Annotated in this window: 17 protein-coding genes; 5 read left to right on the top strand and 12 right to left on the bottom strand. The window is 43.9% G+C overall.

Features of this window, described 5'->3' with window-relative positions:
- From smc to yycF, 6 genes are all read right to left on the bottom strand, one after another.
- Nucleotides 1-1,861: chromosome segregation protein SMC (gene smc, locus RWX26_RS10755; protein ID WP_314581630.1), on the bottom strand; the 1,861-nt coding region annotated here is incomplete at its 3' end.
- A complete protein-coding gene (gene rnc / locus RWX26_RS10760; protein WP_002912898.1) occupies nt 1,852-2,550 on the bottom strand; it encodes a ribonuclease III in 699 nt (232 codons plus the stop codon). The genes rnc and smc, both read right to left, overlap by 10 nt.
- Nucleotides 2,551-2,671: 121 nt before the next feature.
- Nucleotides 2,672-3,031 carry a DUF454 family protein gene (locus RWX26_RS10765; RefSeq protein ID WP_049547911.1) on the bottom strand — a complete coding sequence of 120 codons (360 nt, stop codon included), beginning with the start codon at nt 3,029-3,031 and terminating at the stop codon, nt 2,672-2,674.
- A 91-nt stretch (nt 3,032-3,122) separates the two neighbouring features.
- A complete protein-coding gene (locus tag RWX26_RS10770) occupies nt 3,123-3,923 on the bottom strand; it encodes an MBL fold metallo-hydrolase (protein WP_111675564.1) in 801 nt (266 codons plus the stop codon).
- A gap of 9 nt (nt 3,924-3,932) precedes the next feature.
- Nucleotides 3,933-5,282, bottom strand: a complete 1,350-nt coding sequence (vicK, locus tag RWX26_RS10775) for a cell wall metabolism sensor histidine kinase VicK (protein ID WP_125331413.1) — start codon at nt 5,280-5,282, stop codon at nt 3,933-3,935.
- On the bottom strand, nt 5,275-5,976 hold the full coding sequence (gene yycF / locus RWX26_RS10780; RefSeq protein WP_002894937.1) for a response regulator YycF: 702 nt from the start codon (nt 5,974-5,976) through the stop codon (nt 5,275-5,277). Before yycF ends, vicK begins: the two co-directional genes overlap by 8 nt.
- Before the next feature lie 340 nt (nt 5,977-6,316).
- Between yycF and RWX26_RS10785 the strand changes: the two genes are divergently transcribed.
- From RWX26_RS10785 to RWX26_RS10805, 5 genes are all read left to right on the top strand, one after another.
- A complete protein-coding gene (locus RWX26_RS10785; RefSeq protein WP_009659238.1) occupies nt 6,317-7,078 on the top strand; it encodes an amino acid ABC transporter ATP-binding protein in 762 nt (253 codons plus the stop codon).
- Between the two features lie 14 nt (nt 7,079-7,092).
- Nucleotides 7,093-7,905: a transporter substrate-binding domain-containing protein gene (locus tag RWX26_RS10790; protein WP_314581637.1), complete on the top strand. Its 813-nt coding sequence runs from the start codon at nt 7,093-7,095 to the stop codon at nt 7,903-7,905.
- A gap of 12 nt (nt 7,906-7,917) precedes the next feature.
- Nucleotides 7,918-8,598 carry an amino acid ABC transporter permease gene (locus RWX26_RS10795; protein ID WP_009659278.1) on the top strand — a complete coding sequence of 227 codons (681 nt, stop codon included), beginning with the start codon at nt 7,918-7,920 and terminating at the stop codon, nt 8,596-8,598.
- 10 nt (nt 8,599-8,608) lie between these two features.
- On the top strand, nt 8,609-9,268 hold the full coding sequence (locus RWX26_RS10800) for an amino acid ABC transporter permease (RefSeq protein WP_002906089.1): 660 nt from the start codon (nt 8,609-8,611) through the stop codon (nt 9,266-9,268).
- A gap of 108 nt (nt 9,269-9,376) precedes the next feature.
- Nucleotides 9,377-9,775, top strand: a complete 399-nt coding sequence (locus RWX26_RS10805) for a hypothetical protein (protein ID WP_314581642.1) — start codon at nt 9,377-9,379, stop codon at nt 9,773-9,775.
- A 99-nt stretch (nt 9,776-9,874) separates the two neighbouring features.
- Here RWX26_RS10805 and thrS read toward each other — a convergent pair whose 3' ends face one another.
- From thrS to ccpA, 6 genes are all read right to left on the bottom strand, one after another.
- Nucleotides 9,875-11,818 carry a threonine--tRNA ligase gene (gene thrS, locus RWX26_RS10810; protein ID WP_002923947.1) on the bottom strand — a complete coding sequence of 648 codons (1,944 nt, stop codon included), beginning with the start codon at nt 11,816-11,818 and terminating at the stop codon, nt 9,875-9,877.
- Nucleotides 11,811-12,455 carry an AAA family ATPase gene (locus RWX26_RS10815; RefSeq protein WP_314581646.1) on the bottom strand — a complete coding sequence of 215 codons (645 nt, stop codon included), beginning with the start codon at nt 12,453-12,455 and terminating at the stop codon, nt 11,811-11,813. Before RWX26_RS10815 ends, thrS begins: the two co-directional genes overlap by 8 nt.
- 262 nt (nt 12,456-12,717) lie before the next feature.
- Nucleotides 12,718-13,200 (bottom strand): hypothetical protein, encoded by a 483-nt coding sequence (locus RWX26_RS10820; RefSeq protein ID WP_314581649.1) that lies wholly within the window; start codon nt 13,198-13,200, stop codon nt 12,718-12,720.
- Nucleotides 13,201-13,271: 71 nt separating this feature from the next.
- On the bottom strand, nt 13,272-14,594 hold the full coding sequence (locus RWX26_RS10825; protein ID WP_314581651.1) for a glycosyltransferase family 4 protein: 1,323 nt from the start codon (nt 14,592-14,594) through the stop codon (nt 13,272-13,274).
- A gap of 1 nt (nt 14,595) precedes the next feature.
- Nucleotides 14,596-15,594, bottom strand: coding sequence for a glycosyltransferase family 4 protein (locus tag RWX26_RS10830; protein WP_223337097.1), 999 nt, complete (start codon nt 15,592-15,594; stop codon nt 14,596-14,598).
- Between the two features lie 246 nt (nt 15,595-15,840).
- Nucleotides 15,841-16,845, bottom strand: coding sequence for a catabolite control protein A (gene ccpA, locus RWX26_RS10835; RefSeq protein ID WP_002894913.1), 1,005 nt, complete (start codon nt 16,843-16,845; stop codon nt 15,841-15,843).
- Nucleotides 16,846-16,992: the final 147 nt, after the last annotated feature.

The following is a 16,992-nucleotide window of genomic DNA, read 5'->3' on the forward strand; positions in this document are numbered from 1 at the left end:
GCAGATTTTGAAAAATGCTGTCTAACGATGACTCATAGCTGACCAAGGAAGAAGCCAGTCCCAGAAAACCAGCACTTTTTTCAATCGTAGCACGGTTATGGTCAGGCAGCTGACGCGGCTTGATGGTTGTTAAAGGCAGGAAGGTTGCCCGGCCAGCCCGATTTTTCTTCAGAAATTCGATAGCCCGAGTCGCAGCCGCCTCATCTTCCACGATGATATTCTGACTGCTGGCTCCCAACGCAATTTCCAGCGCAGTCTGATAGTGGGGGTCGAAGCTAAGCTTTTCGCTAACTGCTCCTACAATACCTCCCAGGCGGTCAGCCTCCTGCAGCACACTCTTGACTCCAGCATAGAAATTACTGTGATTTTTGAGAATGGCTTCCAAGCTATTGGAACGCGCCTGCTTGTTTTTGAGGTCGTCCAAAAGCTCAAACATCTTAGTCTGCTGATGCTTATAGTCAGCCTCTAGCTTCTCTACCAACTGAACCTGACTCTGGTACTCTGCTAGTAGAGTCTTGAGGGCTTGGCGAGCAATTTCCAACTCCTCCAAACCAGCCTGCTCCTGAGTCTGACTAGCCTCCAAATCAGCTTGCAATTTAGCATAGTCTGCTTTCTTGCTCTCAGCCAATTTAAGCTCGCTAGCCAGCTGGCTCTCCAGATAGGTCAAGTCATTAGAAAGATTTGCCTCTTCCTGCATGAGCTTGACATACTGCTCACGTAGATGTTCAATCAGCTGGTCTGGATCATCTGAAAAGTCTGCTAATTCTGCTTCCAAAGCAGCGATAGACTGCTCATTGTCAGTCAGTTTGGCAGCTATTTGGCTCAATTCAGCCTGCTTGTCTTCTATGTTGCTTTCTATCTGAGCCAGTTTTTCTGACAAAGCGGCCAAACGTTCTTCATTTTCCCGACGGCTCGTCGCTGCTTGGCTGGACTCCAGCTTAGAAAGGTCAATCTGACGCTCCAAATCACTGATTAAGCGGGTCAATTCCAGCAAACTAGCTTGATCATCAGACAAAGTTTGATTGAGCTCATGGCGCTTGGCCTTCAAGGTTTGATTTTCAACTTCCAGCTCATCGCGCTTGCTGTAGTAGGCTGCTAGCTCCTGCTGGATATTCCTTAAATCTTCTTCAGCCTGGGTCAGTCTTTCCTTATTAGCTGTCAACTGAGCGACCAAAACATCCAAGTAAAGCTCTCGGCGCTGGCCATCCAGACTCAAGAAGCGCTTAGCAGTTTCAGCCTGCTTCTCCAAGGGCTTGATCTGGCTCTCCAGCTCGTAGATAATGTCTTCAAGTCGATCCAGATTATCCTGGGTTTGACTAAGCTTGCTTTCCGTTTCTTTGCGGCGTGTCTTATACTTAAGCACTCCAGCTGCTTCCTCAAAAATTGCCCGGCGTTCCTCCGGCTTGCTGTTAAAGATTTCTTCAACTTTCCCTTGGGAAATGATGGAGAAGGAATCTCGTCCCAGCCCAGTATCCATGAAGAGATCATGGACATCGCGCAGACGGACTTTTTTACCGTCAATCTTATACTCACTGTCACCGCTGCGGTAAATGTGACGCTCCACCCGAATCTCATTGGCAGCATCCTTGATAAATTGGTCACTGTTATCCAGAACCACTACCACTGATGCGTAATTAAGGGGCTTGCGGGTTTCTGTTCCCGCAAAAATCACATCGGGCATCTTGCCGCCCCGCAGACTTTTCACACTGGACTCTCCCAAGGCCCAGCGCAGGCTCTCCGTAATATTGGACTTGCCGGAACCATTTGGCCCAACAACCGCTGTCACTCCCTGATCAAAGACAACCTTAGTCTTATCAGCAAATGACTTGAAGCCCTGAATTTCAATTTCCTTTAAAAACATGAAGAACTTTCCTTTTCAAATGCGTTTTTAGCAGCTTCCTGCTCGGCCAGCTTTTTAGAACGCCCCTGGCCTTGACCGGACTTGCGGCCATTGATGAGAACAGCCACTTCGAAATTTTTGGCATGAGCCGGCCCTGTCTCAGAGACGACCTGATAGGCAATTTCCACATCACCATTAATCTGCAGCAACTCCTGCAGCTTAGTCTTATAGTCCGTCACCCGCTCAAAATCTCCCGCTTCCACCTTGGGAATCATGACTTGATAGAGAAAGCTTTTGACTGCTTCCACACCCTTATCTAAGAGCAAGGCGCCTAAAAAGGCCTCAAACAAATCTCCTAAAATCGTATCACGATTCCGGCCGCCAGACTTCTCCTCACCGCGTCCCAGCTTGATAAAATGATCAAACTGACAATCACGGGCAAAGCCTGCCAGGCTCTCTTCCCGAACAATCATGGAACGCAGCTTGGACAAGTCGCCCTCTGGTCTCTTAGGATACTTGGTATAAAGATACTCCGAAATAATCAGTTGCAGAACAGCGTCTCCTAAAAATTCCAAGCGTTCATTGTGTGAAATTTTTAAGAGGCGGTGCTCATTGGCATAGCTCGTATGGGTAAAAGCCGTTTCCAACAAGGTCTCATCAGCGAAAACCAAGTCAAACTGCTCCAGCAATGCTTTTTTCAAATTTTCCATTACTATTTTACATCATGCTGACTTCAGTCAGATAAGCAGCATGATACCTTTTCCTTTCCAAAGATATACAGTCTCTATTATAACAAAAAACAGGCGCAAACGCACCTGATGACAGTGATTTCTATTCCTTATCCGGAATTACTTTAAACAAATAATAGGTGATAAAAACGGTCAGACCTAACAGACCAATCTTAACCCAAATAATAGGCGCCAGGAAAATGGAAATCCCCATCAAGATATAGATGGAAACAATAATCTTTTTCTTACGCTCCTTGGCAATCGTTCCCGTCTCTCGAAAATCTGCCACATAAATTTGGTACATCTTGGTATGATAGAGCCAATTCTCAAAACGCTTGGAACTGCGCGAAAAGCAGGCAATGGACAAGAGAAGAAATGGTGTCGTCGGCAGGAGAGGCAGAAAAATCCCCAAAACTCCTAACCCTAAAGATAATAGACCTACCACAAAGTAAATTGGTCGCATACAAGCTCCTTTGCAAAATAAAACCGTTACTTTTTAAATATATAATGGATACCGCACTAGAGCAATAAAACCAAACCTTTCGGTCTGGTGTTTAAATACTCGTCAAAGGCGTTGCGGTATCAGGTGAGGTATCATAGACCTGGAAATCGTGACCAACCGCCATATCAGCTTGAGCCAGTTGATTGACCATGGTCATGTGGGCCAATTCTTTGATATTATTTTCCTTACTGAGATGCCCTAGATAGATTCGTTTGGTGCGATTGCCCAGAGTCCGAATCATGGTCTCTGCTCCATCTTCATTAGACAGATGGCCCATATCCGACAGAATCCGCTGCTTGAGACTCCAAGGATAGGCACCGCTGCGAAGAATTTCAATATCATGGTTGCTCTCAATCAAGTACCCGTCAGCATTTTCGATAATCCCAGCCATCCGGTCACTGACATAGCCCGTATCCGTCAGCATGACAAAGCTTTTGTCATCCTTCATGAAGCGGTAAAATTGTGGACAGGCTGCGTCATGACTGACACCAAAGCTCTCCACATCCAAGTCTCCAAAGGTCTTGGTCTTGCCCAATTCAAAGATATGCTTTTGACTAGCATTCAGCTTGCCCAGGTCCTTTTCCATAGCCTTCCAAGTGGCCTCATTAGCATAAATATCCAGATGATACTTGCGGGCCAACACTCCAACGCCATGAATGTGGTCCTTGTGCTCATGAGTCACTAAAATGGCATCCAAATCCTCAGGCTTGCGGCCAATTTCGCTCAGCAAGCTCGTAATTTTCTTGCCTGATAAGCCAGCGTCAACCAGAATCCGCTTTTGGTCTGTTTCCAGATAGAAACAATTACCGCTTGATCCTGACGCCAAAATACTGTATTGAAATCCTTTAGTCATGTTTACTTTCTATATATCATCTTCATTATCCCAGTCGTCATCCCGGACGCCATCATTCTCATAAGGCAAGACAATGGTAAAGGTCGAGCCCACACCATACTCACTCTTAGCCCAGATAAAGCCCTGATGCTGCTTGATAATTTCCTTAGCAATGGCCAACCCCAGACCCGTTCCGCCCTGTGCGCGGCTGCGTGCCTTGTCCACTCGATAAAAGCGATCAAAAATCTTAGGCAGGTCCTGCTTGGGAATCCCCAGACCTTCATCCGCAATCGAGAGAATCAACTGCTCATCCGTTGTCTTGATGGAAACAGTAATGGTTCCACCATCCGGCGAATACTTGATGGCATTGTTCATGATATTATCAATCACCTGGGTCAGCTTATCTGTATCAATCTCTACCCAAATCGGTGTTATCGGATAATCACGGATAATCTCATATTTCTTGGTCTCGTCTTGATTTTTTATCTTGTCAAAGCGATTGAGGATAAAGGTGATAAAGGCCGTGAAATTCGTCAGCTCCACTTCCAGATGACTGGTCTCATTGTCAATACGAGACAGACTAAGCAGGTCCGTCACCATCCGCATCATGCGGTTGGTTTCATTGAGCGATACCTTGACAAAGTCCGGTGCTACTGGCTCAGACAAGGCTCCCTCATCCAGGGCTTCCAGATAGGACTTAACACTGGTCAGCGGAGTCCGCAACTCATGGCTGACGTTGGAGACAAAGAGGCGACGCTCCCGCTCTTCCTTGTCCTGCTCTGTTGTATCATGCAAGACAGCTACCAAACCAGAAATGAAGCCCGACTCCCGCCTTACCAAGGCAAAGCGAACCCGCAAGCTCAAATACTCACCATTTTCATCCTGAGAATCTATCGTCAGCTCAGGAACATTGGTAATCAGGTCCCGCAAATCATACTCGTCTGAAATCGAAAGCAGATCCAAAATACTCATATTTTGGACCTCATCTCTCTTAACTCCCAACTGCTTAGTTGCCATATCGTTGATAGTGATAATCTGCCCCCGGCGGTTGGTCGCAAGCACGCCATCTGTCATATAGGACAGGATACTGGAAAGGCGTTTTGTTTCTTGCTCAAGGTTTTCATGTGTCAGTCGAATAACCTCTGAAAGATCATTGATACTGTTGGTCATATCCGTGATTTCTGGACTTCCCTGCATGTCCAGCACTTCAGAATAATCACCTGCAATCAAATCTTTAACCTTTTGATTAAGCTGTACAAGCTTTTGGTTATCACGGCGATTTTCCAATAAAAGCAAGGCTACAACTACAATGAAGCCAATAATAATGATTGCAAAGACAAAATCCGCAGAAACCACAAATTGTTTAATTGCTTCAATCATTATTTCTCATATAGTAGCCAACTCCGCGTCGAGTCAAGATATACTCAGGTCGGCTTGGCGTATCTTCAATCTTTTCACGCAGGCGGCGGATAGTCACATCCACTGTACGGACATCACCAAAATAGTCATAGCCCCATACTGTTTCCAGCAAGTGCTCACGTGTCATCACCTGACCGATATGTGTCGCCAAATGGTGAAGCAACTCAAACTCACGGTGGGTCAGCTCCAGCTCCTTACCATGCTTCTTAGCTACAAAAGCATCTGGCAAAATCTGCAGTTCCCCAATGGTCAGCTCGTTCGGACCACTTTCTTCTACTTGGTTTTCCACCACAAGGTCTGCCCGACGAAGAAGTGCCTTGACACGCGCCTGCAGCTCACGATTTGAGAAAGGCTTGGTCACATAGTCATCTGCACCGATTTCAAGACCGATAACCTTGTCAAACTCACTGTCCTTAGCAGACAATACAATAATCGGCACATTACTAGTCTTACGAATAGTCCTAGCAACTTCCAGTCCGTCCACTTCTGGCAGCATCAAGTCCAGAATCAAGATGTCTGGCTGTTCTGCTTCAAACATTTCCAAGGCTTCCTTACCATCAAAGGCAGTCAAAACCTCATAGCCTTCCTTGGCCATATTAAACTTAATAATATCTGAGATTGGTTTCTCATCATCTACAACTAATATTTTCTTCATATGTTCACCTTAACATAAGATTGGGATTGAATCAACTCCATGATAGAAAAGTTGTGACATAGTCAGCTAAGTCGTCCTGCATCAAAACGTGCAAAAGGCAATCTAGTTTGCCTAGCTAGACTCCCAATCCAATTTTATTTATTTATCTAGTCTTATTATACCAAAGTTTTCTTAAAAAACACTAATTCAAGCCATTTTTATTCCACATTTGTAGAAAATGGACAATTCTCATCTAAAAAATTTTTTTCCTAAATGGAAATACTCATTTTTATTCAATTTGACAGTTTATTTATTCTATGGTAAAATCTATGTCATATTATCTAACACAAAGGAGAAAGATATGGCTTTAGTTGAATTTAAAAATGTCGAAAAGTATTACGGAGACTACCATGCTCTGCGCAATATCAATCTCAGTTTTGAAAAAGGACAAGTAGTCGTACTGCTGGGACCATCTGGCTCAGGAAAATCTACTCTTATCCGTACAATCAACGCTTTAGAAGGTATTGACCAGGGAAGTCTGATTGTCAACGGCCACGAGGTCGTGAACGCTGCTGCCAAAGATCTGGTCAATTTACGTAAAGAAGTCGGAATGGTCTTTCAACATTTTAATCTTTACCCCCACAAAACGGTGTTAGAAAATGTTACCTTGGCACCTATTAAAGTTCTAGGAATGGATAAACAAGAAGCTAAAAAAATCGCTCAAAAATATCTAGAATTTGTCAACATGTGGGACAAGAAAGACTCTTACCCAGGCATGCTGTCCGGTGGACAAAAGCAAAGGATTGCCATTGCCCGCGGTTTAGCTATGCATCCTGAGCTCCTGCTCTTTGATGAACCGACTTCTGCCCTGGACCCTGAAACAATCGGGGATGTTCTGGCTGTTATGCAAAAATTAGCCAAAGACGGCATGAACATGATTGTGGTTACACACGAAATGGGCTTTGCCCGTGAGGTAGCTGACCGCATTATCTTCATGGCAGACGGTGAGGTGCTGGTGGATACTACTGATGTTGATGCTTTCTTTGACAATCCTACCGAACCTCGCGCTAAGCAGTTTCTCAGTAAAATTATCAACCATGAGAGTGATAACGTGCTTTCTTAAAAAGGAGAAGACCTATGAAACTACAAAAAATACTCATCAGCCTAGTCTTACTCCTTCTGACTCTAGGCTTGATTCACGCCGCTCCTGCACAAGCTGATTCCAGTACCAGCCAACAGGTCAAGGCCATCCAGAAACGCGGAGTCCTCAATGTCGGTGTCAAGCAGGATGTACCTAACTTTGGTTATCTCAATCCTGATAGCAATACTTACAGCGGTCTAGAAATCGATATTGCAAAAAAGATTGCCAAGGAACTAGGCGTCAAAATCAACTACGTTCCAGTTACCGCACAAACCCGCGGACCACTTCTGGACAACGGACAAGTTGACATGGTAATTGCGACCTTTACCATCACAGATGAACGTAAGGAAATCTATAATTTCACAACCCCTTACTACACCGATGCTTCTGGTTTTCTAGTTAATAAATCCAGCAAAATTACAGACGTCAAGGACTTGAATAATAAGACTATCGGTGTCGTCCAAGGTTCTATTACTCAAACCTTGCTGGAAGAAATCGCCCAAGAGAAAAAGCTCAACTTCAAATATGTGGAGTTAGGCTCCTACCCTGAACTAGCTGTTTCCTTGCGAGCTCACCGTATTGATGCCATTTCTGTTGACAAGTCCATCCTGACCGGCTATGTAAGTTCCAAGTCAAACATTCTGGATTACAGCTTCAAAAAAGCTGATTATGGTGTGGTAACAAAAAAATCTAACACTCAATTGAATGACTATGTAGATGGCCTAATCTCTAAATGGAAGGAAAACGGCAGTCTGCAGAAACTTTATGACAAATATGATTTAAAACCATCTGCTTCAACAGATGATTAGAAAGGAGACCACATGAGTTTTAGTATTTCTTCTTGGCAGGCCTACTTTGCGGACTTTGGCAAGTTTTTCCAAGGATTTCTCTTTACCTTAGCCATTTCTATCGGTGCTCTGACCTTGGCTCTTCTACTAGGGATTTTCTTCGGAGCTATCAGCACAGGTAAGCATAAAGTTCTACGTGGTCTAGCTCGTGTTTTTGTTGAGTTTTATCAGAATACACCACTCTTAGTGCAATTTGTGATTGTCTTTTACGGTCTTCCGCTAGTCAGCAATTACACCATCATGCCCTCAATCTATTGGACTGCGGTTCTCTGTGTAGGCCTCTACCACGGTGCTTATATCGCCGAAGTCATCCGCTCAGGTATCCAGTCCATTCCTCGCGGGCAGACCGAAGCTGCACTATCTCAGGGCTTTACCTATGTAGAAACCATGCGATACATCATCCTGCCCCAAGCTTTTCGGATTATCCTGCCACCGCTAATCAATCAGGTCGTCAATCTGATAAAAAATACATCTACCGTCGCTATTATCTCTGGTATGGATCTGATGTTCGTGACCAAGTCCTGGTCTGCTCTGAACTCCAACTACATCCCAGCCTTTGCCGGAGCAGCTCTGCTCTACTTCCTCCTTTGCTTCCCAATCGCTAGCTGGGGACGTAGGGTAGAGGAAGCCAATAAACAAGCTTACAGCATCTAAGGAGGTCTCTATGGAAAATATTTTAAAAGTCTTAACCGCAAACAACCTCCTCTTTATCCTTAAGGGACTCTGGCTGACACTGCAAATTTCTTTCATTTCCATTGTTCTATCAACGGTTTTTGGAACCATTCTAGCAGTCATGAGAAACGGAAAAAATAAACTGCTCAAGCTGATTGCCAGCATTTATATCGAATTTGTCCGTAATGTACCCAATCTGCTCTGGATTTTCACCATCTTTTTAGTCTTTCAGATTAAGTCAACGCCAGCCGGTATCATCAGCTTCACTGTCTTTACTTCTGCTGCTTTGGCAGAAATTATCCGGGGCGGCCTCAATGCCATTGATCCAGGTCAGACTGAAGCTGGCTTATCTCAAGGATTTACTCAGTTTCAGATTTTGCGTTATATCATCCTACCTCAGGCTATTCGAAAAATGCTGCCAGCCATCATTTCTCAGTTTGTAACAGTGATAAAGGATACCAGCCTGCTCTATTCTGTTATTGCGCTCCAGGAACTCTTTGGTTCTGCTCAAATTCTAATGGGACGCTATTTTGAAGCGGAACAGGTCTTTGCACTCTACCTACTAGTAGCAGCCATCTATTTCCTGATTAACTTCGCTATTTCCAGCTTCTCGCGCAAACTATCTCAACGCTGGGCTCAAGCTGCAGAATAGATAGCTCAAATACAGACCTACTGTGCAAAAGTTGAGTTTACCAACTCAGCTTTTTTATTTTTAATATTTGTGGTAGAATAATATAAAAGGATAGACAAGGAGAACAATATGAAAAAACTAACATGGCTTTTTATCACTGTCTTAACACTAATCTTTCTCAGCGCCTGCGGTCAGCACACTAGCTTCCAGGGAAAATGGAAGGCTCAGAAAGCAAACGGAGAGGACATTGACATTATCTTCAATGACAAGACCGGCAAGCTAGGTGATAAAGAATTTCACTATAAGATAGATAAGTCAGGCTATCAAGATAATACCAAATATTACAGTATCACTGTCAGCGACACCTATCACTACACCATCCTTTTCCCAGATGATGATATGAAAATAGCTACTCTTCTAGAACCTGATGACCCATCAAGTGACCCTCTCTATGGGGAAATGCTCTATGCCATGAACCGAAACGAGTATCCTGATTTTGATGATTATGTGGATAAATACTTGAATTAAGTTCAAATTTGCTAACATAATTAGTAAAGAAATTTTTACTTACAGATAGAAAATTAAACCCGAGCTAATTGCTCGGGTTAAATCGTTATCCAATGAATTCTACTTTTCAACGCGGGATTTGCTGGCAATGTCTGCTAAGATTTGCTCTACAAATTCGTCTACTGGTATTGTATGTGTTTCTTTTTGACCGTAGCGGCGGACATTAACAGTACCGTCTTCTACTTCCTTGTCACCAACGATGAGCTGATAAGGAATCTTGCTAGTTTGTGAGGCACGAATCTTGTACTGCATCTTTTCATTGCGCTCATCCACATCAGCACGAACCCCCTTGTCACGCAGCTTTTTAGCTACTTGCCAAGCATAGTCAATATGGGCTTCGTTAGAAACAGGAATCAAAGTCACTTGATGCGGAGCCAGCCAAGTCGGGAAGGCACCCTTGTAATTTTCAATCAAGATGGCTGTGAAGCGCTCCATGGTTGAGATAACTCCACGGTGAATCATAACTGGGCGATGCTCTTCACCGTCAGCTCCGACATACTTGAGGTCAAAACGCTCTGGCAAAAGGAAGTCCAGCTGGATAGTTGACAGAGTTTCCTCATTTCCTAGGGCTGTTTTAACCTGGATATCAAGTTTCGGACCGTAGAAGGCTGCTTCTCCTTCTGCTTCAAAGTAGTCCACACCCATTTCGTCCAAGGCTGCTCGCAGCATGGTTTGGGCATTTTCCCACATCTCATCGTTATCAAAATACTTATGCGTATCCTGAGGGTCACGAAGAGAGAGACGGAAACGATATTCTGTCAAGTTGAAGTCAGCGTAAACATCGATAATCAACTGCAGCGCACGTTGGAATTCTTCCTGGATTTGCTCTGGCGTTACAAAGAGGTGTCCATCATTCAAGGACATTTCACGTACACGTTGAAGACCAGTCAGGGCACCAGATTTTTCGTAGCGGTGCATCATGCCAATCTCAGCGATACGGATTGGCAACTCACGGTAAGAGTGAACATGGTGTTTGTAGACTTGGATGTGGTGAGGGCAGTTCATAGGACGAAGAACAAACTCTTCTCCATCACCCATATCCATGGTTGGGAACATATCCTCTTGGTAGTGCTCCCAGTGGCCAGAAGTCTTATAAAGCTCCACAGAAGCCAAAGGCGGAGTGTAGACGTGTTGGTAGCCTGAAGCCAACTCTTTGTCAACGATGTAGCGCTCCAACTCACGACGAACAGTGGCACCGTTTGGCAGCCAGAATGGCAAACCTTGCCCCACTTCTTGAGAAATCATGAAGAGATCCAGCTCTTTACCTAACTTACGGTGGTCGCGTTCTTTAGCTTCTTCCCGCATTTGCAGATATTTCTTCAGGTCTTTCTTGTCAAACCAAGCAGTACCATAGACCCGCTGCATCATAGCATTGTCGCTGTTCCCGCGCCAGTATGCTCCAGCCACGTTCAAGAGGTGGAAGATTTGGATTCGACCTGTGGATGGAACGTGAGGCCCACGGCAGAGATCCACATATTCGCCCTGACGGTAGATGGTCAAACCGCCCTCATCTTCAGAGTGCTCTTCAATCAATTCCAACTTGTAAGGATCGTTTTTGAAAATTTCACGCGCCTCATCCTTGGTCACTTCCTCACGGATGGACGGGAAGTTTTCTTTGACGATTTTCTTCATTTCTTCTTCGATACGAGGCAGGTCTTCATTTGAAATTTGCCCTGCTTCATTATCTGTATCGTAGTAGAAACCATCCTGAATGGCAGGACCAACGCCCAAGTGAATATCTGGGAAAAGACGGCGAGCTGCTTGCGCAAACAAGTGGGCTGCAGAGTGACGCAAGATATCTAAAGCATCTTCGTGGTCAGGTGTCACGATTTCAATAGCACCATCTTCAGTAATGGCACGAGTCGTATCAATCAGTTTGCCGTTGAATTTACCAGCCAAGGCTTTTTTAGCTAGGGAATTGCTGATAGATTGAGCAATTTCAAAAGTTGTAACGCCAGATTCGAATTCACGAACAGCGCCATCTGGGAAAGTAATCTTAATCATGTGTTTTCTCCTTTAATATTATATTGTTTCTGTTAAGCAATTTAAAGATTCGAGCAATCTCTTCCACAGTCTGCTTTTCTGACTGACTACCATCTGTTATGAGGCTAGGATAGCCTAATTTCATTGCTTCCTTCCGAACCATTTGGGCAAAAAGAATGTCTCGCTGCATCCAGTTTTCAAAAGCTTGCTCAGGATTGGTTGTTCCCTCTAAGACATAAGGAACCCATTCTCTCTGTCTATAATGCTTTTTCTGAAAATCAGCTGTCGGAGTCACGCATAGATAGGAGGTCGCTGGCCATTCAAGCTCCTTTACCAAGTGAGGCAAAAGTCCTGCCCCCTCCACCAAGAGTGGTCTATCTTGATTTTTTATCAAGTAAGATTTTACGTAAGGAAAAATCTCTTCATAAAAGCGCCATTCTTCATCTGCCATCTCTTCTGGATTTCTCATCCAGATTTGTTCCGGATTTCTGTCCTGTCTAAGAAGGCAAATCGGCTGTGAGTCTACACTTGCTTGACTCATCATCTCTTCTACCAAATCATCCAGCTTGATATGAAGCAGCTGATACTGTCTAGCAAGAAGTGAAGAAATTGCTGACTTCCCACTACAAGGCGATCCGCCAATCATATAAAGCACCATTCTTCCTCCTTCTGACAAAAGAAAAACGACATCCATAAAAGGACGTCGCAACGTGGTTCCACCTTCATTTATGTAAGTTAAAAGACTTACACCTCGAATCGGCTCTAACGTAGCCACCGTTTTATGTTTGCATAAAAGCTAATAGAGTAGTCCCAACTACATCCTCTACGCGATTTCCAGCTCCACGCGCTCTCTAAAAGATTTCCTGCAGGTGATATGTCTCTAGAAAACATTATAGCACGATTGGAAAAATTTGCAAGAGCTATTGTCCATCAAAACCAGAAAAATGATTTAGAGCCTCTTGACTCAAAGTGGCAGCTTGACGTTTTTTACGGTATTGCTCTGCCAACAGCATTCCTCCCAAAGAAAGGAATAACAAGACATGAATATCCCTAGCATTATAAAGCGTGGAAGTGATTGGATTATAAATCTTGTCTCCTGAGTAAAAAAGTCCGTCAAAAAAGTTTTTGAATAGATAATAATACTGAACCCCTGGAATCAAAAGAAGAAAGGGCAGTGAAAAGCCTTGCATCCGAGTATTTATATAAACAATCACTGCACCAAACAAAGGAATCAACAAAGCATAATAAAATAAATTAAGATTAGAAAGCCAGCTCAAAACACCTTCTACACTTTCTGTATTGTCTATAAGATATCTCCAAAGCTCTTGCCAAATCCAATCTGAAGCAATGAAAATGCCATAGAACAAAAGCAGCCAAAGCAACTGTTTGAGATATTTTTTCATAAGATTTCTCCTCTATTTCTAAACAAAACCTTGCATAAATAGCTATTGCCACAATGATGCAAGGCATGTTTCTATTCTAATAACTTAGTAATATTCCTGATTTTTTTCACTTGCTTACTCGAAGCTTTGAGGATACGAACGGAGCCATTGATTGGTAGAGAAATGACTTTTCCAGGCAGATAGGCCACTGTCTTGGCCAGACGCTTGGCAGCACTTTCCTCTGGGCTAAGCTCGTTATGGAAGTCCTTGGAAATGGTTAAATCCAGATAAAACTCATAGACTCTGCGACCAAAGTTCTCCGCTGAAATCTCGTAGAGCTTGTCTGCCAGCTTCTGCTCATCCATGTCAGGCGTCGCAATAATTGCCTCTAAAATAGCGCCTGATAAATCCCGCTCTTGGTAATAAAGGGTTCCAAAAATCTTGTCACTGATAACATTATCCAGATAAGGATTTCCATGGGCAATAATCGGTGTGCCGCTGGCTAAGCTTTCTAGATAAGTCAGACCTTGAGTCTCACTGGTTGAGGCAGAGATAAAGAAATCCGCAGCTTTATAGTAAAGGGCCGTATCACTTGGAGCAATCATCCCCGTAAAGATGACAGCTTCTTCAATCTGAAGCTTGGCAACCAGTTCTTTCAAGTCTTCCGCATAGGGACCGTCGCCGACAATGACTAGCTTGACTTTGTCATTTTCTTCAAGGACAGCAGCCATCGCCTCAACGATAGCCTGGATATTCTTTTCATAAGAAATACGGGACAGACTGAGCAGCATAATCTCATCTTCAGCCAGTCCTAGCTTGAAACGAAGCTTCTTGATATCCTCACGCGAAATTTCCGGCCGCTCAAACTTCGCTAACTCAATCCCTGTCGGAATTACCCGTTTTTCTGCTTCGATTTTATAATTAACCAAAAGGTCATAAACAATCTCGCTAGGGCAGATAACCCCATCCAAGTCACTCATGAAGCCACGGACGATGTACTTGACCATACTAGGACGGATGACCATTCCCTTAGCAATATAGTGCACATAATCCTCATACTGGGTATGATAGGTATGTACTACCGGAATCCGCAGCTCTTTGGCAATCCAAATCCCCAGCAGACCTAGTGAAAACTCAGTCTGGGTATGGATAATATCCAGCTGGTACTGCCGGGCAATTTCTAAGGCATGAGAAAAGCCTCGGTAAGCCACTCTTCGGTCCTTAAAGGCAAAGAAAGGTACGCTGGGAATCCGAATAATCTGCCAATCTTCATAGCGATTGACATCCTTGTCCGTCGTCGTAAAAATAAATACCGTGTGACCTAATTTTTCCAGCTCCGTCTTCAAAGTCCGAATACTGGTAGCAACCCCAGAGACCTGAGGAAAATAGGTATCTGTAAAAAGACCAATACGCATCTTACATCTCCAAAACTGTTTGATAAGCCTTAACTAACTGATCTGCAACATCGTCAATAGAGCGACTTTTAGCCACCTGATAGCCTGCTTCGCGCTTGTCCACCTTTTTATCTAAGATATTTCTCAGAGACTGGACAAACTCGTCTACGTTATGACAGAGCTCGGCTGAATGCTCATCCACCCAGCCATGATAGACCGGGATATCACGCAGCACAACATTCTGCTCACTGGCCAAGGCTTCCAGGACAACAATTCCTTCAGTTTCCTCATAGGACGGGAAAAAGAAGGCATCTGCTCCAGACATGGCTCCCTGAAATACCGCTCCCTTAAAATAGCCGGGAAATTCAACATTATCAGGGTGGTCAAAGAGAACCAGACGACGAATCTTGCGCGGAATCAGCCAGAGATTGATAGAGCCCAGCCAGATAAAGCGCACATCAGGCATCCTGCGGGCAACCTCTACAAAATCCTCAATCCCCTTGCGGCGGAAATAAAGGCCAGCACAGACGACCACCTTCTGCCCTTCTTCAATCTTAAAATACTTTTTAAAAACTTCTTCCTTGCGAGCATCTTTCTTATACTTAGGCAGGTCAATACCGTTTGACACAGCCACCATAGGCGTAGTGACCCCATAAGACTGGATCAGCTGCTTGGAATACTCCGATGGCGTGATAATGAAATCCGCCTTTTTATACATGTGCGTCAGATATTTACCAAAAAGCGGAGCAAAGAGATTGGATCCAATAAAGGAATTTTCAAAGTCCTCCTTGGTCGAATGCCCATGCATAATCACTTTTTTATTGCCCCTCTTGGCAGCATGCAGGAGAAGCAAGCTACGGGGACCATAGGTATTGATGTGGACCACATCATAATCTCCTAAAACGTCCGTCGTATAAGGAATCCCAGCCAAATCCAAGGCATGCATCTGATGCTGGAGGGCTCGGCCGATTCCTGATTTCTCCAAAACGGACTTTCCTTCAAGATACAGTAATACTTTCATACTTCCTATTATACCTAAAATAAAATAAAAAGGAAATCCACAAGGGCAAATGGGGTAAAAAATCCATCCAAAGCCTGATAAAGCTTAGAAAACTGCTCTAACTGAATGGAAACACAAAAAAGCTGAGGTACTACACCTCAGCCTCGCTTCATAATCACAAAACTCTCTTAAAGCAGTAATTTGCTCGGTCTCTTTTGTCGCTTTTCAAGCTCAGAGAAGTTCCTAAGCAGACTTGCAGATCACCGCTTATTTCCGAGTTGATTTACGCTCGCTAATGCTGTGAGCCAGGAGAACTTCGCGTTCTTCCAATTCTTCCTTATGCATAATCTTAGTCAGCATGCGCATACTGATAGCGCCGATGTCATAGAGAGGCTGACCGATTGTGGAAAGGTTAGGACGAGTGAAACGAGCTACTTGCGAATCATCACTGGTAATGATTTCAAAATCTTCTGGAACCTTGATGCCTTGATCAGACAGACCATTTAAGAGGCCTGCTGCCAGTTCATCTCCTGTGACAAAAGCTGCAGTTGCTTTGGAAGCAATGACACGCTCTGCCAAGTGGTAGCCATCATCATAAGAATATTTCGATTCAAAAACCAAGCCTTCGCTGTATGAAAGCTTCTTATTCTTCAAGCCATCTTTATAGCCTGATAGACGGATTTTCCCGTTGATATCATCTACAAGCGGTCCGCTGACAAAGGCAATTTTCTTATTGCGCTTAGCCAGTAATTCTACAGCATCAACCGTTGCTTGCTTGTAATCAATATTAACACTCGGAAGCTGATGCTCCACATCGACAGTACCCGCCAAAACGACCGGTGTACGCGAACGTGAAAACTCTGAGCGAATTTTCTCTGTCAGATGATAGCCCATGAAAATAATGCCATCCACCTGTTTAGAAAAGAGGGTATTGACAACGGATACTTCCTTATCATCATCTTCATCACTGTTAGCCAAGACAATATTGTATTTATACATTTCAGCAATATCGTCAATCCCTTTTGCCAAGGTTGAGAAATAGCTATTGGTAATATTTGGAATGACAACGCCGACGGTTGTAGTCTTCTTGCTGGCTAGTCCACGTGCCACTGCATTTGGACGATAGTCAAGACGATCAATGACCTCTAAAACTTTTTTACGTGTGTTTTCTTTGACGTTCTTGTTTCCATTCACTACCCGACTGACTGTCGCCATCGAAACTCCCGCTTCACGGGCGACATCATAAATGGTTACTGTGTCGTCTGTGTTCATATAGTTTCCTTTCTTCTATTGAAAATATCGTTTTCACTTTCCTACATTCACCATTTTATCACTTCTTGTAAACACTTTCAAGTATTTTGATAAGTTTTTGAAAAGTCTTGCTTTTTTTGACATTTTTTGCCAAAATAGAGGCATAGA

The sequence above is a fragment of the uncultured Streptococcus sp. genome, from assembly GCF_963536705.1.
Classification (GTDB): Bacteria; Bacillota; Bacilli; order Lactobacillales; family Streptococcaceae; genus Streptococcus.